The organism is Ligilactobacillus sp. JN-6 (Y).1 (assembly GCF_058111525.1).
Genome location: NZ_CM176599.1, coordinates 895,518 through 921,225 on the forward strand (window position 1 = coordinate 895,518; position 25,708 = coordinate 921,225).

Consider the following 25,708-nt stretch of genomic DNA (forward strand, 5'->3'; position numbering starts at 1 on the left):
CATGGCACAACAACGCAGAGGCGGACGTCGTCGTCGTAAGGTTGATTTTATCGCTGCTAATCATATTGAATATATTGATTATAAAGATACAGACTTGTTAAGAAGGTTTATTTCTGAGCGTGGTAAGATTTTACCACGTCGTGTTACAGGTACAAGTGCAAAGAATCAACGTAAGTTGACTGTTGCGATCAAACGTGCTCGTATCATGGGCTTATTGCCTTTCGTAACCGAAGACTAATAAAAGAATGGGCGAATATGATATTAAGTGTGTAAGCATAGTTTATTTTTAGTTCGCTCTATATTATGGATTTTAGCGATCCACCAAAAGGCTCCACGAAGTTTTTAATTAACTTTGTGGAGCCTTTTTTGTTTTGCAAAAAAATTTTATTTTTTTAACCGTAAAAGATGGTATTTAAAGGTCTTGTCGAATATAGATGGAAACAATTTGGTAGTTTCTTACCTTTTTTCTGCTATTGATCATTAACTATTTCTATTTGGTAATAATCCCAGCGCTTGTAGGTGACCACATACTCTGCCATGCTATTTTTAACTGATAACCATGTCTTTTTCTCTTGAAAAACAGTTGGCTGGTTTCCCTCTAACTGCAAAATATTTGCGACGTCATCATTTGTGGGGAAACAGATCTTGTTTATTTCTTTAGAGGGCATGTCATTTAAATTGATCGAAAAATCGTCTCGAAAACGTTGGTAGATCGAACTGTAGTAATTTGGGTCGTCGGGATGCTGAATGAAACGTTCAGGTATATATGAATGATGATAGATATATGGTATACCTTCAGCAGTTCGTAACCGGACTATTTTGTAGTAGTGTTCATCTATTGATAAATTCAATTCCTTTAGAATAGTAGGCTCATTTTCTTTAGTTAAAGAAAGCACTTTGACGTGATCATCAGCAGAAGAAAAAATTTCTTTGTCTGTAAAACGAACAAGCTTGTTCACGCGTTTACGAGAAACAAAAGTCCCCTTGCCTTGATATCGAACTAAATAACCTTCCTTAACCAGTTCTTGAATGGCACGGATCACTGTAATAGAACTAGCATCGTACATTTTGGTAAGTTCAGCTTCACTATAAAATTTGTCTCCGCTTGAATAAGTCCCGTTGAGGATCTGGCTTTTTAAATCGTTTTTTATTGTAAGATATTTCGGTGTTTTCAAATTTTCGCAACTCTTTTCTTTCCGCTAATTATATTAAGTTTAACCTATGCATCTAGTTAAGTGAAATGGAAATATATTTATTTTTACTAGTGTTAGCGTTTACACTTAATACTTATTATGTTAATATATTAAGTGTTAAATTGAAAGGGCGGGAGGAGAATATATTGGAGCATTTTTTCATCGGAAAACGTGATTTTTATTTAAATAATAAAAAATTTAAGATCTTATCGGGTGCGATCCATTATTTTCGGGTACATCCAAGTGATTGGCAAAATTCTCTACATAATTTAAAGGCTCTTGGCTTTAATACTGTGGAAACTTATGTGCCATGGAATGTCCACGAGGAAAATGAAGGGCAGTTTAACTTTTCGGAAGACGCAGATTTAAAGAGATTCATTGAGTTGGCTCAACGTGAGGACTTGTATGTTATTGTGCGTCCTTCCCCTTATATTTGCGCCGAGTGGGAATTTGGCGGTTTACCGGCATGGCTTTTGGAAAAAGGCTGCCACATTAGATCTAACGATCCGCAGTTTCTAAAGTTAGTGGCAACTTATTTTCAAAAATTATTTCAAATTTTAGTGCCCTTGCAGATCACTCATGGTGGTCCGATCATTATGATGCAGGTGGAAAATGAATACGGTTCATTTGGAGAAGACCATGACTATTTGCGAAGTATCCGCGACATAATGCTTAAAAATGGAGTAGACGTGCCCTTATTTACTGCTGATGGTGCTTGGCATGCGACTATGCAAGCGGGGAGCCTAATGCAGGACGGAATTTTAGAAACAGGTAATTTTGGCTCACATGCACAAGAAAATTTCGCAAATATTGTAAGTTTTCAAAATGAAAAAGGACAAACACAACCATTGATGAACATGGAGTTTTGGGATGGTTGGTTCGACAGGTGGGGAGAACCGTTTCATGCAAGAGACCAAGACGAAATGGTCAATGAACTTAAGAAGGTCATTGATCAAGGCAGTGTAAATATGTATATGTTTCATGGAGGAACGAATTTTGGCTTTATGAATGGTTGTTCTGCCCGTGGAACTCATGATTTACCACAGGTCACTTCTTATGATTATGGAGCACCGCTTAACGAACAGGGTAATCCGACCGATGGATATTATAAGATCAAAAATGTATTAAAAGAAAAATATCCAAAAATTGCACAGCAAGAACCTCGGATCAAAGAAAGTTTCGATTTAAGTGAAATTAAATTGCAAGATAAAGTAAGTTTGTTTGAAGTTTTAGATGAGGTAGGTAACAAAACAGTAACTAAATATCCACAAACGATGGAAAAAGCAGGTCATTATTATGGCTATATGTTGTATCGAACAAATATCAGACGTGATGCAGTTGAAGAAAAATACCGAATAATCGATGGAAGAGACCGAGCACAATTTTTCTTGAATCAAGAAAAACAAGCTACCCAGTATCAGGAAGAAATTGGCGAAGAGATCCATGTTAAACAAACTAAAGTAGAAAATGAAATTGCAATTTTAATGGAAAACATGGGACGAGTCAATTATGGTCATAAACTATTGGCTGATACGCAAAGAAAAGGGATCCGTTCTGGTGTTATGAGTGACCTGCATTATGTAATGGATTGGGAACAGTATGGACTAGATTTTTCGCAGCTTGAAAACCTTGATTTTTCTCGTGAATGGAAGCCGGGAGTACCAGCTTTTTATCGTTACTCGTTTGATTTGAATAAAGTCCAGGATACAAATATTGATTTAAGTCAATTTGGGAAAGGAGTTGTGGTAGTCAATGGATTCAACTTAGGTCGTTTTTGGCAACGTGGTCCGCTGCGTTCACTATACCTGCCACATGGAATTTTGCGTCAAGGAAAAAATGAGATAATTGTTTTCGAAACTGAAGGACAGTTTAGTGATGAACTTAATTTGGTAAAAGTACCGATCAAGTAGGAGGAAAGTATTATGAGTATTATCGGAACAAGAGTAGATGGTCGTTTGATACATGGACAAGTGGCGAACTTATGGGTCACAAAATTGCAAATTTCACGGATCATGGTCGTTGACGATGAAGTTGCAACTAGTCAGATAGAAAAAAGTGGGCTAAAGTTAGCCACACCGTCGGGAGTTAAACTTAGTGTTTTACCAGCCCAAAAAGCGGCAACTAACATCTTAGCAGGAAAATACGACAGTCAACGTTTGTTAATAGTCGTTAAAGAACCTAAATATTTGCTCGACTTAGTAGATGCGGGTGTTGAACTTCCTGAGGTCAACGTAGGGACTTTAGCACGCGATGGTGCTACAAAAACTTTGACCCATCAAATATCTGTTACACAAGAAGATATAGACAACTTTAAAGAATTAGATCAAAAAGGAGTTCACTTATTCGCTCAAGTCAACCCGAGTGTTAAGTCAGAAGATTTTATGAAGTTATTACAAAATTAAGAGGGGGGGCCATACAAATGGCAATTTCGTGGTGGCAAATTTTATTATTGACGCTTTATGCAGGTTATCAGATCTTAGATGAACTTGAAATAAATTCTAGCGCAGGTTCAGCAGTTTTTGCTGGGTTTATCACAGGTTTGATCATGGGGGATCTTAAGGCTGGTTTATTGATAGGTGGAAGCATGCAGCTAACGATTCTTGGTGTAGGCACTTTTGGTGGAGCTTCTAGGATTGATGCTAATTCAGGAACTGTTTTAGCGACTGCTTTTTCAATCGTAATTGGCATGAAGCCTGAACAGGCGATCGCAGCAATTGCAGTTCCAGTAGCTTCTTTAATGATCCAAACTGATATTTTAGCTCGTTTTGCAAATACTTTCTTTGCTCATAGGATCGACAAGAATATTGAAGATTTCAATTATTCAGCGATCAGCCGTAATTTTTTGTTGGGTAATATTCCATGGGCTCTTTCGCGGATGCTCCCAGTTTTCTTGGCACTCGCTTTTGGTGGAGGCTTAGTTACAAAGGTTGTTAATTATTTGAATACTGACCTTAAATGGCTTGGTGATGGCTTGTCAGTAGCCGGAGCTGTATTACCAGCCGTTGGTTTTGCTATTTTACTTCGTTATCTTCCGGTAAAGAAACATTTTCCTTATTTGGTTTTAGGTTTCACTTTAACAGCTTTATTATCGACGGTCTTTACAAATATTCAAACACTGGGAACGGGTTTAAAAGGCGTTGCTAAGAGTTTTTCAACTACTTTTAACGCTTTGCCAATGTTGGCCATCGCGCTGATCGGTTTTGCCTTGGCTGCTATTAGTTATAAGAATAGTCTTGATAGAAACAATGGAAACAATGGCAGTTCTGAAAATCAGCAAACAAAAGAACAGAGTGAAGAAAATGACGCAGAGGGGGAAATTGAAGATGACGAACTCTAATGAAAATCAAAGATATAAATTGACCGACAAAGATTTCAAACAAGTCAACCGGAGAAGTTTGTTCCTCTTTCAATCTGGTTGGAACTACGAAAGAATGCAAAATACAGGATATCTGTATCTGATACTGCCACAGTTACGCAAGATCCATGGAGATGGGACGCCTGAACTGAAACAGGCAATGAAAACACACGTCCAATTCTTTAATACATCCAACTTCTTTAATACTATCATTACTGGGATCGATTTAGCTTTGGAAGAAAAGCAAGGAGCAAAGTCGCTTGATGCAGTCGCCGGTCTTAAAGCCGGGTTACTTGGCCCGTTTGCCGCGATCGGTGATTCCTTATTCGCTGCTTTAGTTCCGACTATCTTTGGTGCGATCGCAGCTAACATGGCTATTAATGGTAACCCGACTGGTGTATTTATTTGGGTCTTAGCTAACATCTTCATTATGGTTTTCCGTTGGAAACAGCTGAAATTTGCTTATAAAGAAGGGGTCAACTTAGTCACAACAATGCAAAACCAAATGAGTGCCCTGACTGATGCAGCAACGATGCTGGGCGTTTTCATGGTCGGAGCTTTGGTTGCTACTATGATCAATGTCCACATCGGTTGGCAGCCGATGATCGGTAAAGTTCCGCTGGACATTCAAAATACTCTAGATATGTTAATGCCTAAAATTTTGCCAGCCGGTATTGTAGGGGTTATTTACTGGATGCTTGGCAAAAAGAATATGACATCAACACGTGCAATATTTATCGTTTTGATCGTTTCTGTTGTTCTATCAGCGCTAGGTGTTATCGCAAAATAATAATTAGGAAATCAAATAGTTTATTTAAGATGTGAAAGGGGTGTAAAAGATGGCAAAACCTTTAATACTGATCAGCCATGGAAATTTATGTTTGGAATTAAAGAAAAGTGTAGAACTTATAATGGGCCCTCAAGAGGGGATCTACACAGTGACTTTGCAGCCACAAGAGGGTCAACCGGAGTTTTTGCAGAAATTCGAAGAAACTATAGCTAACTTAGATGATTTTGTTGTTTTCGCTGATCTATATGGTGGGACACCATGTAATGTCGCTGCAAAAAAGATCCTTGGTGGTAGCAATTTTGAGCTGTATGCGGGAATGAATATGGCGATGGTCATAGATTATTTGAATGCTGGAATGTTAGACAATGAACCAGATCCCGTAAAAGGGGGAACTCAAGGGATCTGTGACGTTAACGCTTCTTTACAAGGGCTAGATGATGAAGACGAATGATCAGGGAGGAAATTAAAAATGTACGAACTGTCTCAAGCAGAATTGGAGAAAATGGGCGCAGATATTACCACACGCGAAATTAAACAAGAACCGGAATTATGGAAAGAAACTCTGAAAATTTACCGGCAGCATCAAACGAAGATCACATCATTTTTAGATGAGATCAAAGCTCAAACTAACCAAAAGATCCGAGTTATTTTTACTGGCGCGGGTACTTCGCAATATGTGGGAGATACTGTAGTTCCATACTTGAGAAAAAATGGTAATACAGCAACTTATTCGTTTGAAAGTATTGGGACAACTGATATTGTTTCGGCTCCAGAAGAAACTTTACTGCCAGACGAGCCAACGATCTTGGTCTCTTTTGCTCGGAGCGGTAATAGTCCAGAAAGTGTTGCAGCAGTCAAATTAGCTGAAAAAAGAGTGAAGAATATCCATCATTTAATGATCACATGTGCTAAAGACGGTGCATTAGCGGTTGATGGACAAAAGGCATCCAATACCTTTGTATTATTAATGCCGGAGCTTTCAAATGATGGTGGTTTTGCGATGACTGGTAGTTTTTCATGTATGACTTTGGGTGCACTGTTAACATTTGATCAAGTTGATCTTGAGACAAAAGCGCAGTACGTTGATAACTTGGCAGATTTGGGCCATGAGGTCATTGCACGTGAAAAAGAGATCCAAGAAATAGTCGGTCATGATTTTGAAAGGATCATTTATTTAGGGTCTGGAAGCCTGGCAGGATTGACACGTGAAGCTCAACTTAAGGTCCTTGAATTGACTGCGGGTAAAATCGCTACAGTTTTTGATTCTTCGATGGGATTCCGTCATGGTCCTAAGTCTTTTGTAAATGAAAAAACGTTGGTTTTTGATTTTGTTAATAATAATGAATACACGCGCGACTACGATTTAGATGTCATGGAAGAAATAAAGAATGACGAGATCGCTGCTAAGGTCACTACGGTCGGTCAGGCTGGTCAACGCAACTTTAGTGGTGATAGTTTTGAATTTACGAAGAGTTCTGAACTTTTACCGGACGGCTATCTTGCTTTAGCTGATATTATGTTTGCTCAAACGCTGGCATTGCTGACTTCCGTTAAAATTAACAATAAACCAGATACACCATCCCCAACAGGAACTGTTAACCGAGTCGTTAAAGGAGTTACGATCCATGATTTCAAATGATCAAGGAGGTCAAAGTATGCATTATTATATTCATGCAGCAAAATTTATTTTGGCTTCAGGCCTTGCCAAACAAGGCTACTTGGAGATCGTTGATGGGAAATTTGGTCGCTACACTAAGCAAAAGCCAACTGACGTTAAAGTGATTGATCTGGGACAGAGTATAGTTGCTCCAGGTCTAGTAGATACTCACATTCATGGCTATGGGGACCATGATGTTATGGACAATGATTTTAACGGTTTAAATGAGATATCTAAGGGATTATTGTCGTGTGGAGTAACCTCGTTTTTACCTACAACTTTGACAGCGACCTCTGACAAATTGAATGAAATTTGCAAAATGATCGCGGCAAGACATCAAGAAGTAGAAGGTGCACAGATCAAAGGAATTTTCTTTGAAGGTCCTTTTTTCACCACCGAACATAAAGGGGCGCAAAATCCAGATTATATGTCAGATCCGGAGCTGTCTGCTTTTCAGGATTGGCAAAATTCGGCACAAGGACTTTTGAAAAAAATAGCATTGGCTCCAGAACGTCATGGTTCTACAAAGTTTATTGAAAATGTCAGTAATACTGATGTTAGGGTAGGGATTGGACATAGTTCAGCCACTTATGAACAAGCACTTGAGGCAGTCTATGCAGGCGCAAGTATATTTGTGCATACTTTTAATGGCATGAGTGGGTTAAGCCACCATGCTCCAGGAATGGTAGGAGCAGCGATGTCTACGCCTAATACTTACGCTGAGTTGATTTGTGATGGGCATCATGTAGAACCCGGAGCGGCTAATTTGCTGATCCAAGAAAAAGGTGTTGATCATGTGGCTTTAGTGACTGATTGTATGAGTGCAGGAGGAATGCCTCCTGGAGATTATGTTTTGGGGGAATTTCCAGTTATTGTTAAGGACGGAGCAGCCCGACTAAAAGACGGCGGCAGCTTGGCAGGTAGTGTTTTGAAATTGCTTCAAGCGGTTCAGAATTTAGTTGAGTGGGGAAGAGTAAGCCTATATGATGCTTTTAAGATGGCTAGTTATGTTCCAGCCCTAAGTATTGGGATAGCTGATGAGTGTGGTTTGATTGCTGCAGGCAGAACGGCTGATTTTATAGTAGTCGATGAAAATATTGATTTGCAGGCTACATGTTTGGCTGGAGAAAAAGCTTATTCTAAACAATAAATTTCAATGTGAGTTATAACTGAAAATTGGAAGAGTGCTAGTGATCGGTCGGTCACTAGCACTTTTTTATAGGTTTTTTATAGGGTAAATATTTTTCTGTTGTAGTTTTAGAAAGTGGCGTATGATAGGGTTAAAATAATGAAGTTTAAAAATATAGTTAATAGGGGAAACGAGCATGTTAAAACGAGAGAGATTGTTAACAATTAAAAAACTTGTTCAAGAACATGGGATTATTACCGTGAAGGAAATGATAGACCAGTTAGGCGTATCTGATATGACTATTCGGCGTGATTTAGATGAACTGGCTGACAGTGGCAAGTTAGTTCGAGTCCACGGTGGTGCTCAAAGTATCGATAGTAGTGAAAATAATGAGTTATCACACGTTGAAAAAAAAGAGATCCATTTAATAGAAAAAAGACAGATAGCAAAAGAAGCGGCTAAACTAATTGAAGACGGAGATACTATCTATATTGGACCAGGAACAACACAAGAACTGATTGAACGTTACTTACCTTCTGTTTCAAATCTACGGGTAGTTACCAATAGTTTTCCAATTTTTCAAAGTTGGAAAAACAGAAATAATGTTGATTTAATTTTAGTGGGTGGTAATTATCGCCACCGATCAGGAGCATTTATCGGTGGGTTGGCTAATGATACTTTGTCTGAACTAAAGTTTAACAAGGCATTCGTTGGGGTCAACGGTATTCATAATGAAAGTATGATGACTGCTAATACTGAAGAGGGAAAATCACAGAGTGTTGCCCTAAATAATGCTAAAGAAAAAATAGTGTTGGCAGATAAATTTAAGATCAACCGTGATGATTTTTATCAATTTTACAATTTATACGATGTCGACCATCTGATCACCAATCATGATATTACAGAAGAGATCATGACACATTACCAGCAATTTACTAAAGTTTCTTTGGCTGGTGGCTAATGAACTTCAGGCACTGAAAATTTTAAGTTTTCAGTGCCTTTCTTATGCCAACCTTTTAAATGTTTCACGTGAAACACTTCTGAGGATCAAAAATTTAATTTCCAAAAATGTTGACAAAAACATATCCCACATATATAGTTAGTTACATAAGTAATTAACTAAATAAGCGACAGGAGGATGCGATATGAAAAAACAGGCGATCGTGTCAGCGAAAAATATTAGAAAAGTATATGGCCATAAAGGCGAAAAACAATTTGAAGCTTTGAAAGGGATAACTTTTGATGTTCAGCCAGGTGAATTTGTGGGAATAATGGGTGCTTCAGGATCGGGGAAAACCACATTATTAAATATTTTAACGACTCTAGACCAACCAACAGAAGGGTCTGTTGAAATTAACGGGCAAGATATTACAAGTTTGAAAGGCAATTCTGTTGCCGATTTTCGTGCCAAAGAGATCGGCTTTATTTTTCAAGATTTTAATTTGTTGGAAAATTTAACTAATAGTGAAAACCTCGCTTTGCCATTGTCTTTGCAAAACGTGGCAGCCGCTAAAATTAAGCCACAAATTCAGAAGCTGGCCAAACAATTATCGATCGAAGGCATTTTAGAAAAATACCCTAATGAGATCTCAGGCGGACAAAAACAAAGAGTTGCGGCCGCTCGGGCACTTGTGAGTCAACCAGCAATTTTATTTGGGGATGAGCCAACCGGAGCCCTAGATTCTTCCAGCACAACAGATTTATTGGAAATGTTGACAGAAGTTAATCAACAACAAGATGTTCCGATTTTGATGGTCACTCATGATCCTCTTTCAGCTAGTTATTGCCAACGGATCTTATTTATTCAAGATGGTAGGATCGGTCAGGAGTTAAAACGTGGAGGACAGACACGAAAACAATTTTATAAACGGATCATTGATGATCTGGGTGCATTTCAAGGTCAGGAGGCTGAATAGGTATGTTGCGAAAATTGGCTTTTACTGGTATCAAGAGTCGCCTACGTGATTATTTAGTCCTCTTCACCGGTTTAGTAATTTCAAGTGCTGTTTTTTATATGTTTGAAGCTTTGGCAACTAACCCTCAATTTTTAAAGAATAGTACAAATGGGATGAGTGCAGCTTCTTTTGTATTTCAGTTCGGGTCAGTTTTACTGACGATCATTTCATTGGTTTATATTTTTTATGCAAATACTTTTTTACTAAGTATGCGACAACATGACTATGGGATCTTTATGATGTTAGGAGCTAAGCCAGCTAAAATTGGACGCTTGATATTAACTGAGACCCTAGTTATCGGGGTGCTTTCAAGTTTGATCGGAGTCGTTTTAGGTTGTATCTTGACAGTTAGTCTAGGGTCATATTTGATGCAAAGTATTTTGCAGACCAACATAGCTGATTTTCAGGCCGTTCGTATACCTGCCATCATAGTAACCTTAGTCTTGTACTTAGTTTTATTTGTAGTTGCCGGTTTTATTAACAGACGAAAATTGATAAAAACGCCTGTATTAGAACTATTAAGAGGTGATAGTCAACCTAACAGGGCAAAACTTAAACCGGTAAATCAATTTATCCAAGTAGTGTTAGGGATCGGTTTATTGGCAGTCGGATACTATGTAATGGGTCACTTTATAGATTTTCAACTGGCAAGTATTCCAATTGCTCTAGTAACGATCGTTTTTGGCTCATACTTTTTGTTTAACGCAGTTTTTGTGTGGTTGGTCGTGTTGTTAAAGAAAACAAAGTGGGCACAGCGTAGTATCAATAACTTTACTTTGTCACAGCTGGGATTTCGGATCAGGAATTATACCAAAATCTTAGCCACGGTTTCGATTTTATTTGCTTTGGCTTTGGGGGCTATTACAGTTGGTATGGGCTTTGGAAAAGAAACAGACTTATTTACACAAGGCTCAAGTGGCTATACGATGGCGTTGCAAGATCCAAGCTCTGCTGTGAAAAAGCAAGTTGCTAAGTTAGCTACTGAGAAAAAAGTCAGTTATTCTGAAAAACAAGATAAAGATACGGTTTATTATGTTAAAGAGGAATTTGACCGCACACCTTTGCAAGATGTGAAAAACAATTGGATGAAAGAAATATCCAAAGGCAATAATACTAAGATCTCCTATCAAAATTTTGATGGGAAAAACCTACAAAAGAAACCAGGTTCGTTATACTATTTACAGCAAAATGGATATGATAAAAAGATAAGGGTTGTTTCTCAAAGCGATTTTTCTCAGATCCAGACACCGCGTCAGCAACTATATCTATTTAGGGTAAAAGACATTGAAAAAAGCAGATCTGCCTTGGATAAGATCGTGAAGACGGCCTATCCAAAGAACTACCACACAATGCGATCAATGGTCCCAGGAGGCTATTCTGCATATTTGAATGGGCTTGAATTATTTGGCGGTTTTGAATTCATGGGCCTTTTTTTGGGAGTCGCTTTTCTTGCAATGTTGGCAAGCTGTTTAATGTTTAAGATTTTAAGTGGTGCTAATAGCGATAAACATCGGTATGAAATGTTGAATAAATTAGGGGTCAGAAGGAAAGTATTACGTCGTTCTATTTCCCGGGAAATAATGACATTGTATGCTTTACCAGGTGTTTTAGGAGCTGTTCATGTTTTGTTTGGGTTGCAGCTATTTAAAACCTTGTTAATTTCGCCATATCGCGGGATCTGGGTGCCATTTTTGATTTTTATTGTGCTATATTTGCTTTATTATTGGGTCACGGTCGAGTTATATGAACGCATTGTTCTGCCAGAGGTAGAAATCGATAAATAAGTAAAATTTAAAGTAAAGCTGACCAGAGGTGTCGATAATGAAACTTGGTGATGATGATGCAGTTTAATTTTGATAGTTCTGAACCATTATATCTTCAAGTGGCAGAACAAATCGAAGCTGCAATTTTTTTAGGAAGCTTTGCAGCAGGAGAACAGATCCCGTCTACAACTGAGATCTCACGTGATTTTCAAATCAATCCCGCAACGGTTCTAAAGGGTATGAATATCTTGGTAGCAGAAGGTTTGATTCAAAAAAAGCGTGGGCGTGGAATGTTTGTTTTAGGGGATGCACAAGAAAAAATCCGTTCTAAAAGACAAAATGAATTTTTCCGCGATTATATTTTAAAGATGGTCGTTGAGGCTAAAAATCTTGGGTTAGATGAAGATACTATTATCTCTTTGGTTGAAAGGGGATTTGAAGAAGAATGACAGAAGTGATCTTAAACCAGATTTCAAAGGAATATGGTAAACAACAGGTTTTAGACGATATTAGTTTTAAGTTGAAGCCCAATGTGATCTACGGCTTATTGGGCCGCAACGGTGCTGGGAAAAGTACTTTATTGAATATTCTTACGAATCGAATACCAGCAACATCAGGGAGAGTTTTAATTGATGGCCAGACAAATATTAATAATGATTATGCGTTAAGCAAAATTTACCTAATGAGTGAGCCGAATTTATATCCGAGTCGAGCTAAAGTTTTTCAGATATTTAGAGAAACAGCACATTTTTATCCGGGATTTGACTTTGAACTGGCACATCAACTGGCAACAAAGTTCGAATTAAATGAAAATTTGCGTTTTAGTAAGTTGTCGACGGGCTATCGTTCAATTTTAAAAGATATTATTGCTTTGTGTGTTGACGCCGACATAATTTTGTTAGACGAACCAACCTTAGGATTGGATGCAAATCACCGTGAACTTTTTTACCAGGAATTAATGCAAACATACGCCGATCGACCGCGGACTTTTGTGATCTCGACTCATTTGATAGAAGAAATTGCGGGAATGATCGAAAATGTGTTGTTGATCAGAAAGGGTAAATTAGTACTTGATGACACTACAGAAAATTTGCTGGCACAAAGCTATTCTGTTACTGGACCAGAAAAACAAGTTCAAGAGTATACGGCGGGTCTTAACGTGATCGGACATGATAGTTTGGGTAAAATGCGGTCAAATTATGTATTTGGTAAGTTGAATGAAGAGCGTGTCTTACCTGATACGGTTAATGTGGACGGTATTGATTTACAAAAACTATTTATTAACTTAACTGAGCGATCCAGTGAGGAGGGGCGGAAATGAAAATAAAGAAGGCTTTTCAATACCAGTTAGCAAATGGGGCTAAATTATTGGGGTGGACATTTGTTTGGATCATTGTTGCAATTATTGTTGTCCCGTTTATAACTACGGCTTTAATGGGACGGTTAGGCTCTCTTAGTGTTAATGACTTCTTTTCACCAGGTCTATTGGAATTTTCACTCATAGTATTTTTGATTTTCTTTAGCGCCGCAACTTATGACGGTTTCCAATATATGATCCAAAATGGTGTTGGGCGTAAGACATACTTTTACTCTAAGCTGCTGGTGGTCGGAATATTCGCTTTTCTTGGAAGCTTAGTTAGTGTTTTATATAATATGTTAGTTCTTCCTTTTGATCCAGGCAATAATGATGGTTCATTTGCTTTAGCAGGTTTATACGATCGTTTCTTTTCGAGTAGCTTTTTGAACCATGTAATGCCATTTATTATTTTAGTCTTGTTAACTATTTGTATTGCTGCTACTTTTATGTTTTTGGGGAGTGTTTTGAGTTTATTTGAACGTCGGATACAAGTTGCGTTGGTCATTGGTATTCCCATTGTATTGATTATTGCCTTTATGATCGTTGTCAGTGCTAGCCAGCAGATCTCGTTGAAATTAACATGGATCGTACAAATGTTAATGTGGATCGCGGGGGGGAATGGTAATGCACAGACCGGCGCTTTAAATCCATTTCAGCCGTTGATATCAGGGATATTATACTCTATGATATTATTCGCAGGAACGTATTTGTTTACTCTTAAATTACGGACTCCTCGTTAACATAAATAAATTTTAACTACAAAAACGCCAAATATCTGAAGTGCCCCATAATTGTTAGACATAGAAACTAACAATTATGGGGTGTTTTTGTGTGAGTTAAGACTGCGATATAACCAGCTTTTATATTATGAAATTCGGTATTTAGAGTTAGATATGATAGAATATAAGAGAACGCACACATAGTGTTAGGTGGGGAGTATAAGATGGCAGCACGCTGACTTTAGGAGTGATCTTGTTGATCATTCTTGCTCATCAAGTGGCCTTTAGTTTAGAGTGCATAGAAATCTTTATTTTAAATTTTGCATATTAGGGGTCAAAAAAGAAGAGGAAGTTTTATGAAGAATAAGTTTATACAAAGGTTTGGCGATATACCTAAGATCTTTAAAAATGAACAGTTCCGCCTAGTCGCTCTTTTGTTAATTATAATGGCGGTTGTAAGTGATGCTTTAGCATTTACTTTTAACTTGATCTTTGGGGTCGTCTTTTTGTTGATCCTGGTTTTAGTGATAATCGGAGCTTTTACAATTTTAACTGAGATCCGTGGTCAAACGAGTGATTATATTTCGGATCTGACGTATCGTATTCAACGCGACGAGCAGGATGCGTTGATTAGAATGCCGATCGGGATCTTGCTATTTAATGAAAATACTGAAATTGATTGGGTCAATCCATATTTACAGAGTTATTTTGGCAAGGCAGATATTTTAGGTCGCAATTTAGATGACGTTGATTCAGACCTAGCTGATTTGATCGTAGAAAATATGGATCAAAAAGAGGATGTAGAAGTTAAATGGCATGATAACTATTTTAATTTATTGATCCAACAGGATATGCGTGTGGTTTATTTATTAGATATCACACATTATGCTCAGATCCAAAAGAAATATGACGATTCTCAACTAGTCATAGGGCAGGTCTTTTTGGATAATTATGACGAAGTTACTAAATCATTAAATGACACTGAAATTTCCAATTTGGATAGTTTTGTTGCAAATACTCTATCCAGATGGGCTGAAAAGTTCGGTATGTTTTTGAAAAAAGTTGATCAAGATCGGTATTTTATTTTGGCCTATACAGGTACTTTAAATGAAATCGAAAATGAAAAATTCAAGATCTTGGATGTGATCCGCGAGAAAACTTCTAAGGGGAATTCGCCGTTAACGTTGAGTATAGGTATGGCATATGGCAACGATAATTTGTCAGAACTCTCCGAACAATCACAAAATAACTTGGATCTGGCTTTAGGACGCGGTGGTGACCAAGTCGTTGTTCGTCAAGTTGATGGACAAGCACGCTTTTATGGTGGTACGACTGATCCGATGGCTAAGAGGACAAGGGTCCGAGCACGTATGATCTCACAGGCCCTCAGAGATTTAATGGTTCAGTCAGGACAAATATTCGTGATGGGACATAAAAGACCGGATATGGATTCTATTGGGGCTTGTTTAGGGATCAGAAGGATCGCTGCTATGAATAAAAAGCAGTGCTGGGTAGTAATTGACCAGGAAAACTTGCATTCTGATGTTTCTCGTCTAATGGAAGAGCTCAAAAAGGATGAAACGATCAGTGCAGCGATCATTAGTTCTGAAGAGGCGCTAGAAAAGGCTGATCAAGAAGACCTGTTAATTATGACAGACCATTCTAAGCGATCGATGGCGGCTAGTCCTGATTTGTATGACAAATTAGAAAATCGCTTAATGGTTATCGATCACCATCGTCGGGGTGAAGAGTTTCCTGAAAATCCGATGTTGGTTTATATCGAGCCTTACGCAAGTTCTACGTGTGAGTTGATCACAGAAATGTTTGAATATCAATCTCGTGAAAGTGAACCTATCAACCGGATCGAAGCTACGGCTATGCTAACAGGTATTGTTGTTGACACACAGTCGTTTTCGCAGCATACTGGGACACGGACTTTTGATGCCGCTAGTTACTTGCGTGCTTTAGGAGCAGATCAGGCTTTATCTAGTCATTTTATGAAGGAAAATGTTGATAGTTATATGAACCGGAGTCATTTGATAGATAGAGTTGAATTCTTGAATAGTGGTAATGCAGTTTGTGCAGGAGAAAATGATCGTACTTATGACCCAGTTACCGCTGCTCAAGCGGCAGATTCTTTACTTGACGTTAGTGGTGTGGAAGCTTCATTTGCTATAACTAAACGCTCTGAAAGTGCCGTCGGGATATCGGCTCGTAGTAGCGGGAGACGCAATGTTCAGTTGATCATGGAACAGATGGGCGGCGGTGGACATTTGTCCGTAGCAGCTACGCAGATCGAAGATACGACTGTATCTGAAGCTCGTGAACAGTTACTTGAAATTTTACAAGAACAGCAGGAAAATGAAGAGGAAACAGCAGAGTAATGTAGGAGGTACATTGATGAAAGTTATTTTTATACAAGATGTCCGAAATAAAGGTAAAAGAGGAGAAGTTAAGGAAATTCCGGATGGCTACGCTAACTTCTTGATCAAAAATAATAAAGCTAAACAAGCTAGTGCTGCTGCTATGAGCAAATTAAAGGGACAGCAACACGCTGAAGCAAAAAAGGAAGCTGAAATCATTGCTGAAGCTAAAGATTTGAAAGAGAAACTCGAATCTGGCAAGTATGTTGTTGAATTAAAGGCTAAGGCTGGTAAGGATGGACGTTTGTTTGGATCAGTAACATCTAAGCAGATAGCTCAAGGCCTACAAAAACAATATGGACTTCATATTGATAAACGTAAAATGGATCTAAAGGAGCCTATTCGTTCAATGGGCTATGTTAATGTGCCAGTCAAATTACACAACGATGTTTCTTCTAAGATCCGAGTTCATATTAGTGAACAATAATAAAAAGTAATAGGAAAAGATCAGTGTTGTTAAGTGGGAACCTAAGAGTACGTGGTGCTTCTTAGGCTCTTTCTTTTCGTTGTGTTTTATATTACTATGTAAAACAAACTATAATGAGTGGAAACTCCAAAATTTTGATTACTAGAAAGGAACACGGTCATGGATAATGACGTTTTGACGGAAAATTTACCTCCGCAAAATATTGAAGCTGAGCAAGCAGTTCTTGGGTCGGTTTTCTTAAGTACAGATGCACTAGCCGATGCAATGGAATATGTTGAACCAGATGATTTTTATCGGCGAGCTCATCAGATCATGTTTCAAGCAATGATCGAGCTTAATGATGCTGGTGAAGGTATTGATGTTGTGACTGTTAAGAACCAGCTTGAACAGGATAACCAAATTGACGATGTTGGTGGTGTAGCTTACATTGCTGAGTTAGCTCAAGCTGTTCCGACTGCCGCAAATGCCTCATATTATGCACAAATTGTTGAAGAAAAGGCTATGCTGCGCAGGTTGATCTCTGCGGCAACTAATATTATGAGTTCGGCACAGAATCAAGATGAGGATGTTCCTGATCTTTTAGATGATGCTGAACGCCAAATTATGGATGTGTCAGAAAGACGTAATCGTAGCGGTTTTAAACCCATTGCTCAAGTCTTGAAAAATACTTTAGAAGAGGTTGACAAGCTGTCACAGGAACATGATGATATTACTGGCTTACCGACTGGTTATAGGGATTTTGATTTAATGACTGCTGGTTTGCAACCTGATAATTTGGTCATTTTGGCCGCACGCCCCGCGGTCGGGAAAACAGCTTTTGCCTTGAACATTGCGCAAAATGTTGGGACGGCTACCGATTCCAATGTTGCAATTTTTTCTTTGGAAATGAGCGCTGAATCCCTGGTCAATCGGATGTTGTGTGCGGAAGGATCGATCAATGCCAATCATTTGCGTAATGGACAGTTAGATAACAACGAGTGGCAGAACCTGATCGTTGCGATGGGTGCGTTGTCTAAGACTAATATCTATATCGACGACACTCCTGGGATCAAAATGAGTGAGATCCGTGCTAAATGTCGGCGTTTGGCTAAGGAAAAAAATGGTTTAGATTTGATCGTTGTTGATTATTTGCAATTGATCGAAGGATCAAATAAGGAAAGTCGGCAACAAGAGGTTTCTGAGATCTCACGGCAACTTAAGAAATTGGCTAAAGAGTTATCAGTTCCCATTATTGCTTTATCACAGTTATCACGTGGAGTTGAACAAAGACAAGACAAGCGGCCTGTTTTATCTGATATTCGTGAATCTGGTTCCATTGAACAGGACGCAGATATCGTTGCCTTTTTATATCGTGATGATTATTATGAACGAGACAATGAAGAAGATGACGACGAGGAACAAAACGAAGAAGATCAAGATGTCGGCGAAGTTGAATTGATCATTGAAAAAAACCGTGCAGGCGCACGAGGTACGGTAAAACTTTTGTTTATTAAATCGTATAACAAATTTTCAAACATCGCTTACCAAGAAGAACAATAATAATTTATGCACAAAGGCTCCCTAAAATGGCGCAGTGAGTTAAGAAAACATTTATTGCGAAAGTCGGCATGGCACATTAGGCTATGCCGACTTTCGCTATTTCACGGTTTATTTGGGGTTGCTCAATGGCCTTTCCAAAGTCAAACGCACCGATAAAGTTATAAACGATTTCGTTTTCCTTCCTATGATGTTTTAATGCTTATTTTTAATGCTGTTACGCCATTTCGTCTGTCCCATTAAATCTCGCATATTGGCCATGTATTTTACGTCAGGTTCCGACCACCTCAATTGAATTAGTTTCTCCGCGTCCGGGCCTGCCGGATAACGCAACCTATCTGTTTTATCGCAAGCTGCATTAAAAACTTGTTCAGCAACTTGATCAACGTTGGCATACTCCAACGCAGGAGCGTTTTGAGCTTGCATATAAGATTTGAAATACTCGTTGTAGCAGGGCAGAACCGGGAAATCCTGTTCAGCGTGGATCGCAGCGACGCTTGTCATAAAGTTTGTGGTTATCATAAACCCCGGCTCTACAAGTTTGACAAATACGTTTTGTGATTCAAGTTCGTATGATAACGATTCCGTCAGTCCCTCGACAGCAAATTTTGTAGAAGCGTACACCGCCCGCATGGGTGGGGCCACAATACCGGCGGAAGAACTTACATTGACAACAGTACCGCCCCTTTGCTCTCGGAAATGTGGGAGTATTGCTTTTAGCACGTTTATAATGCCGAATACATTGGTTTCAAAAATTCTGCGTATATCCTCAATGGGCGTGGCTTCTAATGCGGCTCCAAAGCCATAGCCTGCGTTGTTCACAATCGCGTCTATTCGCCCGAACCGCGTAATACCCGCAGATATTGCCGCTTCAATAGTTTCGGGCTTCGTTACATCAAGCTCTGTAACAAAAATCCGGTCGGGATACTCCGCTGCAACACCCTTCGTTAGTCTTACGCATTGTTGCAACAACATTCCAGCCCTCATTTGCAAACTTTTGAGCAGCAGCAAAACCCAACCCAGTAGAACAACCTGTTATTAACACCGTTCTTGTCATAAAATGCCTCTTTTCTACTACCGAAACCTCGGCTTATTTGTTCAATACAAGTATAAGCCTAAAGTTAGCTTTATAGTATAATAAAAGTACTTTTGTAAGTGGCCGAATTTAGTTGGTCACTTTTTGACCACCATGTTTTCTTATGTAATCGTCGCTAATGGGGGCTTTTTTTATATGTGGTCGATCAGCATAGGAATATCTATATATTGACTTTCAAAAAAGTTCACATAATTAAATATGAACGCGCTTTATAAATATATTGAAAACAGTTTGTTTCGCAAAAGTAGAACGATAAACTTTATCTTTATTAAAAATATTCGTTTTTATTCTTGATTATGAACTTGCTTTTTGTTTATAATATCTTGTGGAAGTTAAGATTCACATTAGACAAAATGAAATGGGGAATTTTTAATGAAGTTTTTCAAAAAAGCTGCAATTGTTGCGTCTAGTCTCTTATGTGCAGTGGCTTTAGCAGCATGTGGCAATAGTAATAAAAGCTCCAAAGGTTCTGATACATATACACCTAAGGAATTAACAGTACAGTTTGTACCTTCTTCCAATGCAACAACGATCGAAGCTAAAGCAAAACCTTTGGAGAAATTATTGAAAAAGGAACTAGGTATTCCGGTGAAAGTTAGTGTTTCAACTGATTACAATACTATTGTAGAAGCTATGGGTTCTAAAAAGGTTGATGTAGGATTTTTGCCGCCAGATGCTTATGTTTTGGCACATAAACAAAATAACGCCAAAGCTATCTTGCAAGCTGAACGTAAAGAAGTTGTAGGAAAAGATGATCACGAAGGTAAAAAGAACGTGGATTATTATCGTTCGCAGATCCTTGTTCGCAAAGACAGCGGGATCAAAAACCTTGATGATCTGAAAGGAAAGAAGATCGCAGTTCAAGATACAACATCGACAGCGGGATGGATCTTCCCAGTTGTTGAAATGTACAAACACGGTGTGAATATTAACAAAGACGGCATTAAAACAGCCCAAGTAAAAGGTCATGATCAAGGCGTTTTATCTGTTTATAATAAAAATACGGATGCTGCTTTTGTTTTCCAAAGTGCACGTAATTTGGTCAAAAAAGATGCTCCAGATATTAACGATAAGGTTGTTCCGATCTATACAACAAAGAAGATCCCGAACGATACTATTACAGTTCGCGGAGATATGAGTGGAAAATGGCAAAAGAAAATTGCTAAAGCCTTCAAGGATATTGCTAAAACTAAAAAGGGCCACGATATCGTATCAAGTGTTTATTCACATGAAGGATACGCGGATTCAAAAGACAGTAATTTCGATATAATCCGTGAGTATGATAAGACGGCGGAAAAATTGGATAAATAAAACAGAACGACAGAGCGCAGCAAGCCGGTTAAGCCTCGAGCATTATCGGAGTCAGGGGCTATAGCGCGTTTTTCAGCGGTGTAGGCCCTGACTTGGATAAGCGGAAAGCCTTGGCTTGCGGAGCTCGACTAAATGACAGAGCAAAGTGAGGCGGGAGAAAGCGGGCACTATTGTAGTCTAGTTATATAGTGCGGCTTATGGCGCTGTATGACTAGACTGAGATAGGCGGAATTTTCTGTTTCATGTAGCTCGACTAAGAAAACACAGAGCAAATATTCTTTGATATACCGGTATTTGCTGACTCATGGTAATTTTACATGACAAATTTAGAAGTTTGAAAAGGGGGCAGAAACGAGTAACTTTTGTTTCTGCTCTTAGTTATATCTAGCTGCAATTGTGTGGCATGAAAGGCGGATTTGAAATGAATGACGGGTCGGTTATGATCGAGTTTGAAAATGTGCAAAAAGTCTATCCTAACGGAACTGTGGGGTTGAAGGATATTGATTTAAAAATCTATGAGGGTGAGTTTGTTGCTGTGGTTGGGCTGTCTGGGGCTGGAAAAAGTACTCTCCTTCGCTCGATCAATAGGATGCACGATGTTACTGGCGGCGATATAAAAGTTGATGGTCAGTCGATCGTTAGTTATAAGGGCAAAGAACTGCGAAATTTAAGACGTAGCATTGGGATGATATTTCAGGATTTTAACCTAGTTGATCGTGCAAGTGTTAGAAGGAATGTCTTATCCGGTAGAGTTGGGTATTATTCAACATGGAAAAGCTCGCTAGGATTATTTTCGGCGCAAGATAAAAAACGTGCCATCGACTCTTTGAAAAGGGTCAATATGGTGGAAAAATTATATACCAGAGTCGATGAGCTATCTGGTGGTCAACAACAACGAGTAGCTATTGCACGTGCTTTGATGCAAGATCCGAAAATTATGTTGGCAGATGAACCTATCGCATCGCTTGATCCGTTAACAACTAATTCTGTTATGGATGATTTACTTAGTTTGAATAAAGATTTAGGGATAACTGTATTGGCGAATCTCCACTCAGTTCCACTGGCAATGAAGTATGCAGACCGTATCATTGGCTTACGTGCTGGACAGTTAGTTTATGATAAACCGATCGCTGAAGTTTCCGAAAATGATTTTGATGAAATTTATAGCGAAAGTCAAGCTGTAACAGGAGGCGCTGTCAATGGATAAACAGCTTCTCCCAAAACGTACTTTTGTGCAAAAATACCATATCAAAGGTCTTTCTGGTACGATCCTTTTTCTCCTTTTGTTGTGGGGTTCAGCGGTTATGACGGGTGTCAATTGGGCCGAATTTTTTACTAATTTAGACCAATTTTTTGATTTGCTTAGCCGGATGGCGCATCCGGCTTGGGAGTACACAGCGATTGTTATCCAACCGATCTTAGAAACTATCCAAATGGCTTTGATCGGGACAACGCTCGGAACTTTGATCGCTATTCCGTTTTCGATCTTTGCTGCTAGAAATTTGATCAAAAATTCATTTGTTCGTGGGATCGTGCGGTTTGTTTTGAATTTGATCAGAACGTTACCTGACCTTTTGTTGGCCGCTTTGTTTGTAGCGATCGTTGGGATCGGTGCAACGGCCGGTGTTTGGACTTTAGCAGTATTTTCATTTGGGATGATCTCCAAATTATTCTATGAAACGATCGAAACTATTGACGATGGGCCACTGGAAGCTTTAAGAGCTGCAGGTGCTAATAATACACAGGTGGTTATTTTCGCAGTGATCCCCCAAGTTTTAAACAGTTTTGTTAGTTATTTTCTGTATACATTTGAAATTAATGTTCGTGCCTCGACCGTTCTTGGTTATTTAGGTGCAGGTGGTATTGGTGTGTATTTGCAACGCTCCTTATCTTCGTTTAGGTATGACCAAACAGCTGTGATCGTTATCGCTATTTTACTGGTCGTGATAGTGATCGACCCAGTCAGCAATAATTTAAGGAGGAGATTGCAATGACAGAAAATATAAAAAAACAAAACTTTAGTGCACGTTATGGTTGGATCTTCTGGGCTATTTTAGTAATTTTATTTTACGTTTGGTCAATCACGGGCCTCAAGTTTAGCGGGCTGCAAGAATCTGCCGGAGAAGTTTCAAAGTCGATCGTCGATGGTTTATTTCATCCCGAATGGGGCTACTTTTATGACGGTAGTGGCGAGGACTTGTTTAGTTTGATCATCCAAACACTTGCTATTGCCTTTTTAGGGACATTTGTTTCTGCTATTTTGAGTGTTCCTTTCGCTTTTTGGGCTGCACGTGGTGTTGAAGAAGGAAAGTTTCATCCGCGTTCTTCAACTGGGAAATTTGTCTTAGTTTTTATCAGAACATTTCCGGAATTGGTCCTAGCCATTATGTTCATTAAGGCTGTTGGACCAGGATCCTTTGCCGGAGTTTTGGCGGTTTCGATCCATTCGATCGGAATGCTAGGTAAGTTATTTGGCGAAGCAATTGAAAATATGGATCGTGGTTCTGAAGAGGCTATTCAATCTGCTGGCGGAAGTAAGACTGATATGTGGCTTTTAGCTACGATGCCGACTATCATGCCGTCTTTCTTGTCATATACATTATATAGATTTGAAATTGCTGTTCGTTCAGCGTCTATTCTGGGTATGGTCGGTGCTGGCGGGATCGGAACACCATTATTGTTTGCGATCCAAACAAGAAATTGGCCACGAGTAGGGATCATTTTATTGGGAATCATTGTAATGGTTACTATGATCGATCTTATTTCAGGTTTTATTAGAAAGAAGTTAGTTTAGATGAAAATTACGATACTATCTACAAGTGATATTCACGGTTATTTTTATCCGACTGATTTTAGTACAATAGATGATCGTCATGAATTTGGATTTTTAAAAGCAGCAAGTTTGATCAGACAAATCAGATCAAATGCAGCTACAGACGAAATAGTTCTTTATATCGAAAATGGTGACATTATTGAGGGCTCACCAATGGATTCTTATACTTATAATACAAAAAAGACAACTGATTGTTCTCAGCGTATCATTTCATTAGTGGATCTGGTTAAGCCTGATGCAGCTGTTTTGGGAAATCACGAATTTAACTATGGAATAGACTATTTAAGTGCTGTTTTGAAAGAGCGGAATTATCCGGTACTTGGGGCAAATGTCAGCGGTGATGATTCCCCACGGATCGTAGATGCACCGTATAAGATCTTCGAAAAAAAAGGCATTAAAATTGGGGTCGTTGGACTAACAACACAGTTCATTCCACATTGGGAAGATGCTGCAAATATAAAAGGTTTGCAGTTCTCGTCTGCCCTAGAGACATTGAAAGAAATAGTCGGCTATCTACGGCCTCAAGTTGATGTCTTGATCGTGGCTTATCATGGTGGATTTGAAGCAGATTTAATTAGTGGACAGCCAACTGAAAAAGACACTGGCGAAAACGAGGGGTCAGCTATTTTACATGAGGTACCGGAGATAGACGCTCTAGTGACTGGACATCAACATCGACGAGAAGCAGCGAGTGTTAATGGGACTCCAGTTACACAGCCTGGATATCGTGGTAGCGATGTTGGCAAAATTGTTTTGGAGCTTGATGAACAACGATATGTTAAACGGTCTAGTGCACAGTTGTTATCAGTGACAGGGCAAAAATTGGCCGAGGATCTGCAACAAGCTTCAAAACAATGGTATGTTGATACACAGAAGTGGTTAGACCAGCCAGTTGCGACGATCACAGGTGATATGAGGATCAACGACCATATGGCGGCACGGGCACAAGGGCATCCGTATTTGGACTTGGTTAATCGCGTTCAAATGGAAGCGACAGGCGCCAAAATATCTGGCACTGCTCTGTTTAATGATGATGTTCAGGGATTTGGTAAAAACGTGACCGTACGTAATGTGATGAATAGTTATGTTTATCCAAATACTTTAGTTGTTGAAAAGGTTACTGGAGCGGATTTAAGAAGTGCGCTTGAACGTTGTGCTGCGTTTTTTGAATTAGGGAAGGATGGCTCACTTAAAATTTCTGCAGAATTTAGTACACCAAAAGTAGAATTGTATAACTATGATTATTACTCAGGCCTAGATTACTCCTTTGATATACGTAAACCGGTCGGGCAAAGAGTTGGTAAAATTTTTTATGCCGGAGCTGAATTGCAAGATGAGCAAGAAGTTGAAGTAGTTTTGAATCAATATCGAGGCGTTGGTGGTGGGGATTATCCAATGTTTAGTGCGAACAAAGTTATTCGGGAATACGCGGATGATATGCCTAAGCTGATCATTCAGTATTTGCAGTCACACCCCGAGATCACAGCTGTCCACCCACATAACCTACATTTGATAAAATAATATAAAAGCCCATTTTATTAGTAGTTTGATAATAAAATGGGCTTTTTTGGTAGTTATAAATAAATAAATTTTGCTGGCAAGTGGTCAACTAACCAGACACCACTTTTTGTGGGATAAAATAAGATACCCAAGTTTGCAGCTTTTTGGGCTTTGATTTTTAAGACGACCGGCTGGTCATCATGACGTCGACCCACGTTTTTGGCATTGTGGAGATCGGCAAAAAGATGAACAAAAGAACGGTCCATTTTCTTTAGTCCTTCATTATGAATAAGTTCAGCGGCTGTATGAGAAGTACCATGATATAAGATCTTCGGTGGTGCAGCGGCCGGATCGAGTGGTTCTACCGGTAGGCTATGACCGTATAAAGCACGGATGGTGTCACCTTCAATAACAAAGCGCTGTTTATCACTGCATTGTATTATTTGTTCGATCTTCTTTTTGTCGAGCGGTGTTTGATAGTGGGCATTAAATTTTTTAAGAAGAACGTTTAGGTTCACTCTGCCAAATTTGTCTAGCAAAACACCTATTCGTTCCGGGTGATGGCGCAAGACAAAAGTGAGTTTTTTTACTAAGCCGAACTAATTGTTTATCCAAAAAACCTCACCTCGTATTCAACATAACTTTAGCATAATGTAATAAAGAT

At 38.9% G+C, this 25,708-nt stretch carries 25 protein-coding genes and 1 pseudogene; 22 read left to right on the forward strand and 4 right to left on the reverse strand.

Annotation, left to right across the window (positions count from 1 at the left end; all coding sequences use genetic code 11):
- Window position 1: 1 nt before the first annotated feature.
- Window positions 2-238, forward strand: coding sequence for a 30S ribosomal protein S18 (gene rpsR / locus AC3XNE_RS04220; protein ID WP_489833064.1), 237 nt, complete (start codon window positions 2-4; stop codon window positions 236-238).
- Between the two features lie 232 nt (window positions 239-470).
- Here rpsR and AC3XNE_RS04225 read toward each other — a convergent pair whose 3' ends face one another.
- Window positions 471-1,175 carry a GntR family transcriptional regulator gene (locus AC3XNE_RS04225; RefSeq protein WP_489833065.1) on the reverse strand — a complete coding sequence of 235 codons (705 nt, stop codon included), beginning with the start codon at window positions 1,173-1,175 and terminating at the stop codon, window positions 471-473.
- A 164-nt stretch (window positions 1,176-1,339) separates the two neighbouring features.
- On the opposite strand from AC3XNE_RS04225, the gene AC3XNE_RS04230 reads away from it, so the two are divergent.
- From AC3XNE_RS04230 to dnaB, 16 genes are all read left to right on the forward strand, one after another.
- Window positions 1,340-3,103: a glycoside hydrolase family 35 protein gene (locus tag AC3XNE_RS04230; protein WP_489833066.1), complete on the forward strand. Its 1,764-nt coding sequence runs from the start codon at window positions 1,340-1,342 to the stop codon at window positions 3,101-3,103.
- A 12-nt stretch (window positions 3,104-3,115) separates the two neighbouring features.
- On the forward strand, window positions 3,116-3,595 hold the full coding sequence (locus AC3XNE_RS04235; RefSeq protein WP_489833067.1) for a PTS sugar transporter subunit IIB: 480 nt from the start codon (window positions 3,116-3,118) through the stop codon (window positions 3,593-3,595).
- Between the two features lie 17 nt (window positions 3,596-3,612).
- The gene (locus AC3XNE_RS04240; RefSeq protein WP_489833068.1) at window positions 3,613-4,530 is read left to right on the forward strand and encodes a PTS mannose/fructose/sorbose/N-acetylgalactosamine transporter subunit IIC; all 918 of its coding nucleotides are present in this window, start codon (window positions 3,613-3,615) and stop codon (window positions 4,528-4,530) included.
- The gene (locus tag AC3XNE_RS04245) at window positions 4,517-5,338 is read left to right on the forward strand and encodes a PTS system mannose/fructose/sorbose family transporter subunit IID (RefSeq protein ID WP_489833069.1); all 822 of its coding nucleotides are present in this window, start codon (window positions 4,517-4,519) and stop codon (window positions 5,336-5,338) included. Before AC3XNE_RS04240 ends, AC3XNE_RS04245 begins: the two co-directional genes overlap by 14 nt.
- Before the next feature lie 49 nt (window positions 5,339-5,387).
- The gene (locus AC3XNE_RS04250; RefSeq protein ID WP_489833070.1) at window positions 5,388-5,789 is read left to right on the forward strand and encodes a PTS sugar transporter subunit IIA; all 402 of its coding nucleotides are present in this window, start codon (window positions 5,388-5,390) and stop codon (window positions 5,787-5,789) included.
- Window positions 5,790-5,807: 18 nt separating this feature from the next.
- Complete coding sequence (locus AC3XNE_RS04255; protein WP_489833071.1) at window positions 5,808-6,977, forward strand: SIS domain-containing protein; 1,170 nt, start codon at window positions 5,808-5,810, stop codon at window positions 6,975-6,977.
- A gap of 16 nt (window positions 6,978-6,993) precedes the next feature.
- On the forward strand, window positions 6,994-8,145 hold the full coding sequence (gene nagA / locus AC3XNE_RS04260) for an N-acetylglucosamine-6-phosphate deacetylase (protein WP_489833369.1): 1,152 nt from the start codon (window positions 6,994-6,996) through the stop codon (window positions 8,143-8,145).
- A gap of 175 nt (window positions 8,146-8,320) precedes the next feature.
- Window positions 8,321-9,085: a DeoR/GlpR family DNA-binding transcription regulator gene (locus AC3XNE_RS04265; RefSeq protein WP_489833072.1), complete on the forward strand. Its 765-nt coding sequence runs from the start codon at window positions 8,321-8,323 to the stop codon at window positions 9,083-9,085.
- 184 nt (window positions 9,086-9,269) lie between these two features.
- Window positions 9,270-10,040 (forward strand): ABC transporter ATP-binding protein, encoded by a 771-nt coding sequence (locus AC3XNE_RS04270; protein WP_489833073.1) that lies wholly within the window; start codon window positions 9,270-9,272, stop codon window positions 10,038-10,040.
- 2 nt (window positions 10,041-10,042) lie between these two features.
- Entirely contained in the window at window positions 10,043-11,863 is a 1,821-nt protein-coding gene (locus tag AC3XNE_RS04275) for an FtsX-like permease family protein (protein ID WP_489833074.1), read from the forward strand.
- A 56-nt stretch (window positions 11,864-11,919) separates the two neighbouring features.
- Window positions 11,920-12,291, forward strand: a complete 372-nt coding sequence (locus AC3XNE_RS04280; RefSeq protein WP_489833370.1) for a GntR family transcriptional regulator — start codon at window positions 11,920-11,922, stop codon at window positions 12,289-12,291.
- On the forward strand, window positions 12,288-13,163 hold the full coding sequence (locus tag AC3XNE_RS04285) for an ATP-binding cassette domain-containing protein (RefSeq protein WP_489833075.1): 876 nt from the start codon (window positions 12,288-12,290) through the stop codon (window positions 13,161-13,163). Before AC3XNE_RS04280 ends, AC3XNE_RS04285 begins: the two co-directional genes overlap by 4 nt.
- Entirely contained in the window at window positions 13,160-13,939 is a 780-nt protein-coding gene (locus AC3XNE_RS04290) for an ABC transporter permease (RefSeq protein ID WP_489833076.1), read from the forward strand. Before AC3XNE_RS04285 ends, AC3XNE_RS04290 begins: the two co-directional genes overlap by 4 nt.
- Window positions 13,940-14,274: 335 nt before the next feature.
- Window positions 14,275-16,302, forward strand: coding sequence for a DHH family phosphoesterase (locus AC3XNE_RS04295; protein ID WP_489833077.1), 2,028 nt, complete (start codon window positions 14,275-14,277; stop codon window positions 16,300-16,302).
- A gap of 16 nt (window positions 16,303-16,318) precedes the next feature.
- Complete coding sequence (gene rplI, locus AC3XNE_RS04300; RefSeq protein ID WP_489833078.1) at window positions 16,319-16,768, forward strand: 50S ribosomal protein L9; 450 nt, start codon at window positions 16,319-16,321, stop codon at window positions 16,766-16,768.
- Between the two features lie 159 nt (window positions 16,769-16,927).
- The gene (dnaB, locus tag AC3XNE_RS04305) at window positions 16,928-18,307 is read left to right on the forward strand and encodes a replicative DNA helicase (protein WP_489833079.1); all 1,380 of its coding nucleotides are present in this window, start codon (window positions 16,928-16,930) and stop codon (window positions 18,305-18,307) included.
- 192 nt (window positions 18,308-18,499) lie between these two features.
- Here the strand turns inward: dnaB and AC3XNE_RS04310 are convergent, their stop codons facing one another.
- Window positions 18,500-19,276 (reverse strand): SDR family NAD(P)-dependent oxidoreductase, encoded by a 777-nt coding sequence (locus tag AC3XNE_RS04310; RefSeq protein ID WP_489833371.1) that lies wholly within the window; start codon window positions 19,274-19,276, stop codon window positions 18,500-18,502.
- Complete coding sequence (locus AC3XNE_RS04315) at window positions 19,200-19,361, reverse strand: SDR family NAD(P)-dependent oxidoreductase (protein WP_489833080.1); 162 nt, start codon at window positions 19,359-19,361, stop codon at window positions 19,200-19,202. Before AC3XNE_RS04315 ends, AC3XNE_RS04310 begins: the two co-directional genes overlap by 77 nt.
- 411 nt (window positions 19,362-19,772) lie before the next feature.
- On the opposite strand from AC3XNE_RS04315, the gene AC3XNE_RS04320 reads away from it, so the two are divergent.
- From AC3XNE_RS04320 to AC3XNE_RS04340, 5 genes are all read left to right on the forward strand, one after another.
- Window positions 19,773-20,711, forward strand: coding sequence for a phosphate/phosphite/phosphonate ABC transporter substrate-binding protein (locus AC3XNE_RS04320; RefSeq protein ID WP_489833081.1), 939 nt, complete (start codon window positions 19,773-19,775; stop codon window positions 20,709-20,711).
- Between the two features lie 421 nt (window positions 20,712-21,132).
- The gene (gene phnC / locus AC3XNE_RS04325) at window positions 21,133-21,918 is read left to right on the forward strand and encodes a phosphonate ABC transporter ATP-binding protein (protein WP_489833082.1); all 786 of its coding nucleotides are present in this window, start codon (window positions 21,133-21,135) and stop codon (window positions 21,916-21,918) included.
- Entirely contained in the window at window positions 21,911-22,705 is a 795-nt protein-coding gene (phnE, locus tag AC3XNE_RS04330) for a phosphonate ABC transporter, permease protein PhnE (RefSeq protein ID WP_489833083.1), read from the forward strand. Before phnC ends, phnE (AC3XNE_RS04330) begins: the two co-directional genes overlap by 8 nt.
- The gene (gene phnE, locus AC3XNE_RS04335; protein WP_489833084.1) at window positions 22,702-23,505 is read left to right on the forward strand and encodes a phosphonate ABC transporter, permease protein PhnE; all 804 of its coding nucleotides are present in this window, start codon (window positions 22,702-22,704) and stop codon (window positions 23,503-23,505) included. Before phnE (AC3XNE_RS04330) ends, phnE (AC3XNE_RS04335) begins: the two co-directional genes overlap by 4 nt.
- The gene (locus tag AC3XNE_RS04340) at window positions 23,506-25,065 is read left to right on the forward strand and encodes a bifunctional metallophosphatase/5'-nucleotidase (RefSeq protein ID WP_489833085.1); all 1,560 of its coding nucleotides are present in this window, start codon (window positions 23,506-23,508) and stop codon (window positions 25,063-25,065) included. It abuts the gene before it with no gap.
- 53 nt (window positions 25,066-25,118) lie between these two features.
- On the opposite strand, the pseudogene AC3XNE_RS04345 reads toward AC3XNE_RS04340, so the two are convergent.
- A pseudogene (locus tag AC3XNE_RS04345) lies at window positions 25,119-25,659 on the reverse strand (RNA 2'-phosphotransferase).
- Between the last annotated feature and the right edge of the window lie 49 nt (window positions 25,660-25,708).

What these genes read in the sequence shown, in the direction of transcription:
- rpsR (WP_489833064.1), top strand. Translation starts at nt 2, where the DNA reads ATGGCACAACAACGCAGAGGCGGACGTCGTCGTCGTAAGGTTGATTTT.
- AC3XNE_RS04235 (WP_489833067.1), top strand. Translation starts at nt 3,116, where the DNA reads ATGAGTATTATCGGAACAAGAGTAGATGGTCGTTTGATACATGGACAA.
- AC3XNE_RS04240 (WP_489833068.1), top strand. Translation starts at nt 3,613, where the DNA reads ATGGCAATTTCGTGGTGGCAAATTTTATTATTGACGCTTTATGCAGGT.
- AC3XNE_RS04245 (WP_489833069.1), top strand. Translation starts at nt 4,517, where the DNA reads ATGACGAACTCTAATGAAAATCAAAGATATAAATTGACCGACAAAGAT.
- AC3XNE_RS04250 (WP_489833070.1), top strand. Translation starts at nt 5,388, where the DNA reads ATGGCAAAACCTTTAATACTGATCAGCCATGGAAATTTATGTTTGGAA.
- AC3XNE_RS04255 (WP_489833071.1), top strand. Translation starts at nt 5,808, where the DNA reads ATGTACGAACTGTCTCAAGCAGAATTGGAGAAAATGGGCGCAGATATT.
- nagA (WP_489833369.1), top strand. Translation starts at nt 6,994, where the DNA reads ATGCATTATTATATTCATGCAGCAAAATTTATTTTGGCTTCAGGCCTT.
- AC3XNE_RS04265 (WP_489833072.1), top strand. Translation starts at nt 8,321, where the DNA reads ATGTTAAAACGAGAGAGATTGTTAACAATTAAAAAACTTGTTCAAGAA.
- AC3XNE_RS04270 (WP_489833073.1), top strand. Translation starts at nt 9,270, where the DNA reads ATGAAAAAACAGGCGATCGTGTCAGCGAAAAATATTAGAAAAGTATAT.
- AC3XNE_RS04275 (WP_489833074.1), top strand. Translation starts at nt 10,043, where the DNA reads ATGTTGCGAAAATTGGCTTTTACTGGTATCAAGAGTCGCCTACGTGAT.
- AC3XNE_RS04280 (WP_489833370.1), top strand. Translation starts at nt 11,920, where the DNA reads ATGCAGTTTAATTTTGATAGTTCTGAACCATTATATCTTCAAGTGGCA.
- AC3XNE_RS04285 (WP_489833075.1), top strand. Translation starts at nt 12,288, where the DNA reads ATGACAGAAGTGATCTTAAACCAGATTTCAAAGGAATATGGTAAACAA.
- AC3XNE_RS04290 (WP_489833076.1), top strand. Translation starts at nt 13,160, where the DNA reads ATGAAAATAAAGAAGGCTTTTCAATACCAGTTAGCAAATGGGGCTAAA.
- AC3XNE_RS04295 (WP_489833077.1), top strand. Translation starts at nt 14,275, where the DNA reads ATGAAGAATAAGTTTATACAAAGGTTTGGCGATATACCTAAGATCTTT.
- rplI (WP_489833078.1), top strand. Translation starts at nt 16,319, where the DNA reads ATGAAAGTTATTTTTATACAAGATGTCCGAAATAAAGGTAAAAGAGGA.
- dnaB (WP_489833079.1), top strand. Translation starts at nt 16,928, where the DNA reads ATGGATAATGACGTTTTGACGGAAAATTTACCTCCGCAAAATATTGAA.
- AC3XNE_RS04315 (WP_489833080.1), bottom strand. Translation starts at nt 19,361, where the DNA reads ATGACAAGAACGGTGTTAATAACAGGTTGTTCTACTGGGTTGGGTTTT.
- AC3XNE_RS04320 (WP_489833081.1), top strand. Translation starts at nt 19,773, where the DNA reads ATGAAGTTTTTCAAAAAAGCTGCAATTGTTGCGTCTAGTCTCTTATGT.
- phnC (WP_489833082.1), top strand. Translation starts at nt 21,133, where the DNA reads ATGAATGACGGGTCGGTTATGATCGAGTTTGAAAATGTGCAAAAAGTC.
- phnE (WP_489833083.1), top strand. Translation starts at nt 21,911, where the DNA reads ATGGATAAACAGCTTCTCCCAAAACGTACTTTTGTGCAAAAATACCAT.
- phnE (WP_489833084.1), top strand. Translation starts at nt 22,702, where the DNA reads ATGACAGAAAATATAAAAAAACAAAACTTTAGTGCACGTTATGGTTGG.
- AC3XNE_RS04340 (WP_489833085.1), top strand. Translation starts at nt 23,506, where the DNA reads ATGAAAATTACGATACTATCTACAAGTGATATTCACGGTTATTTTTAT.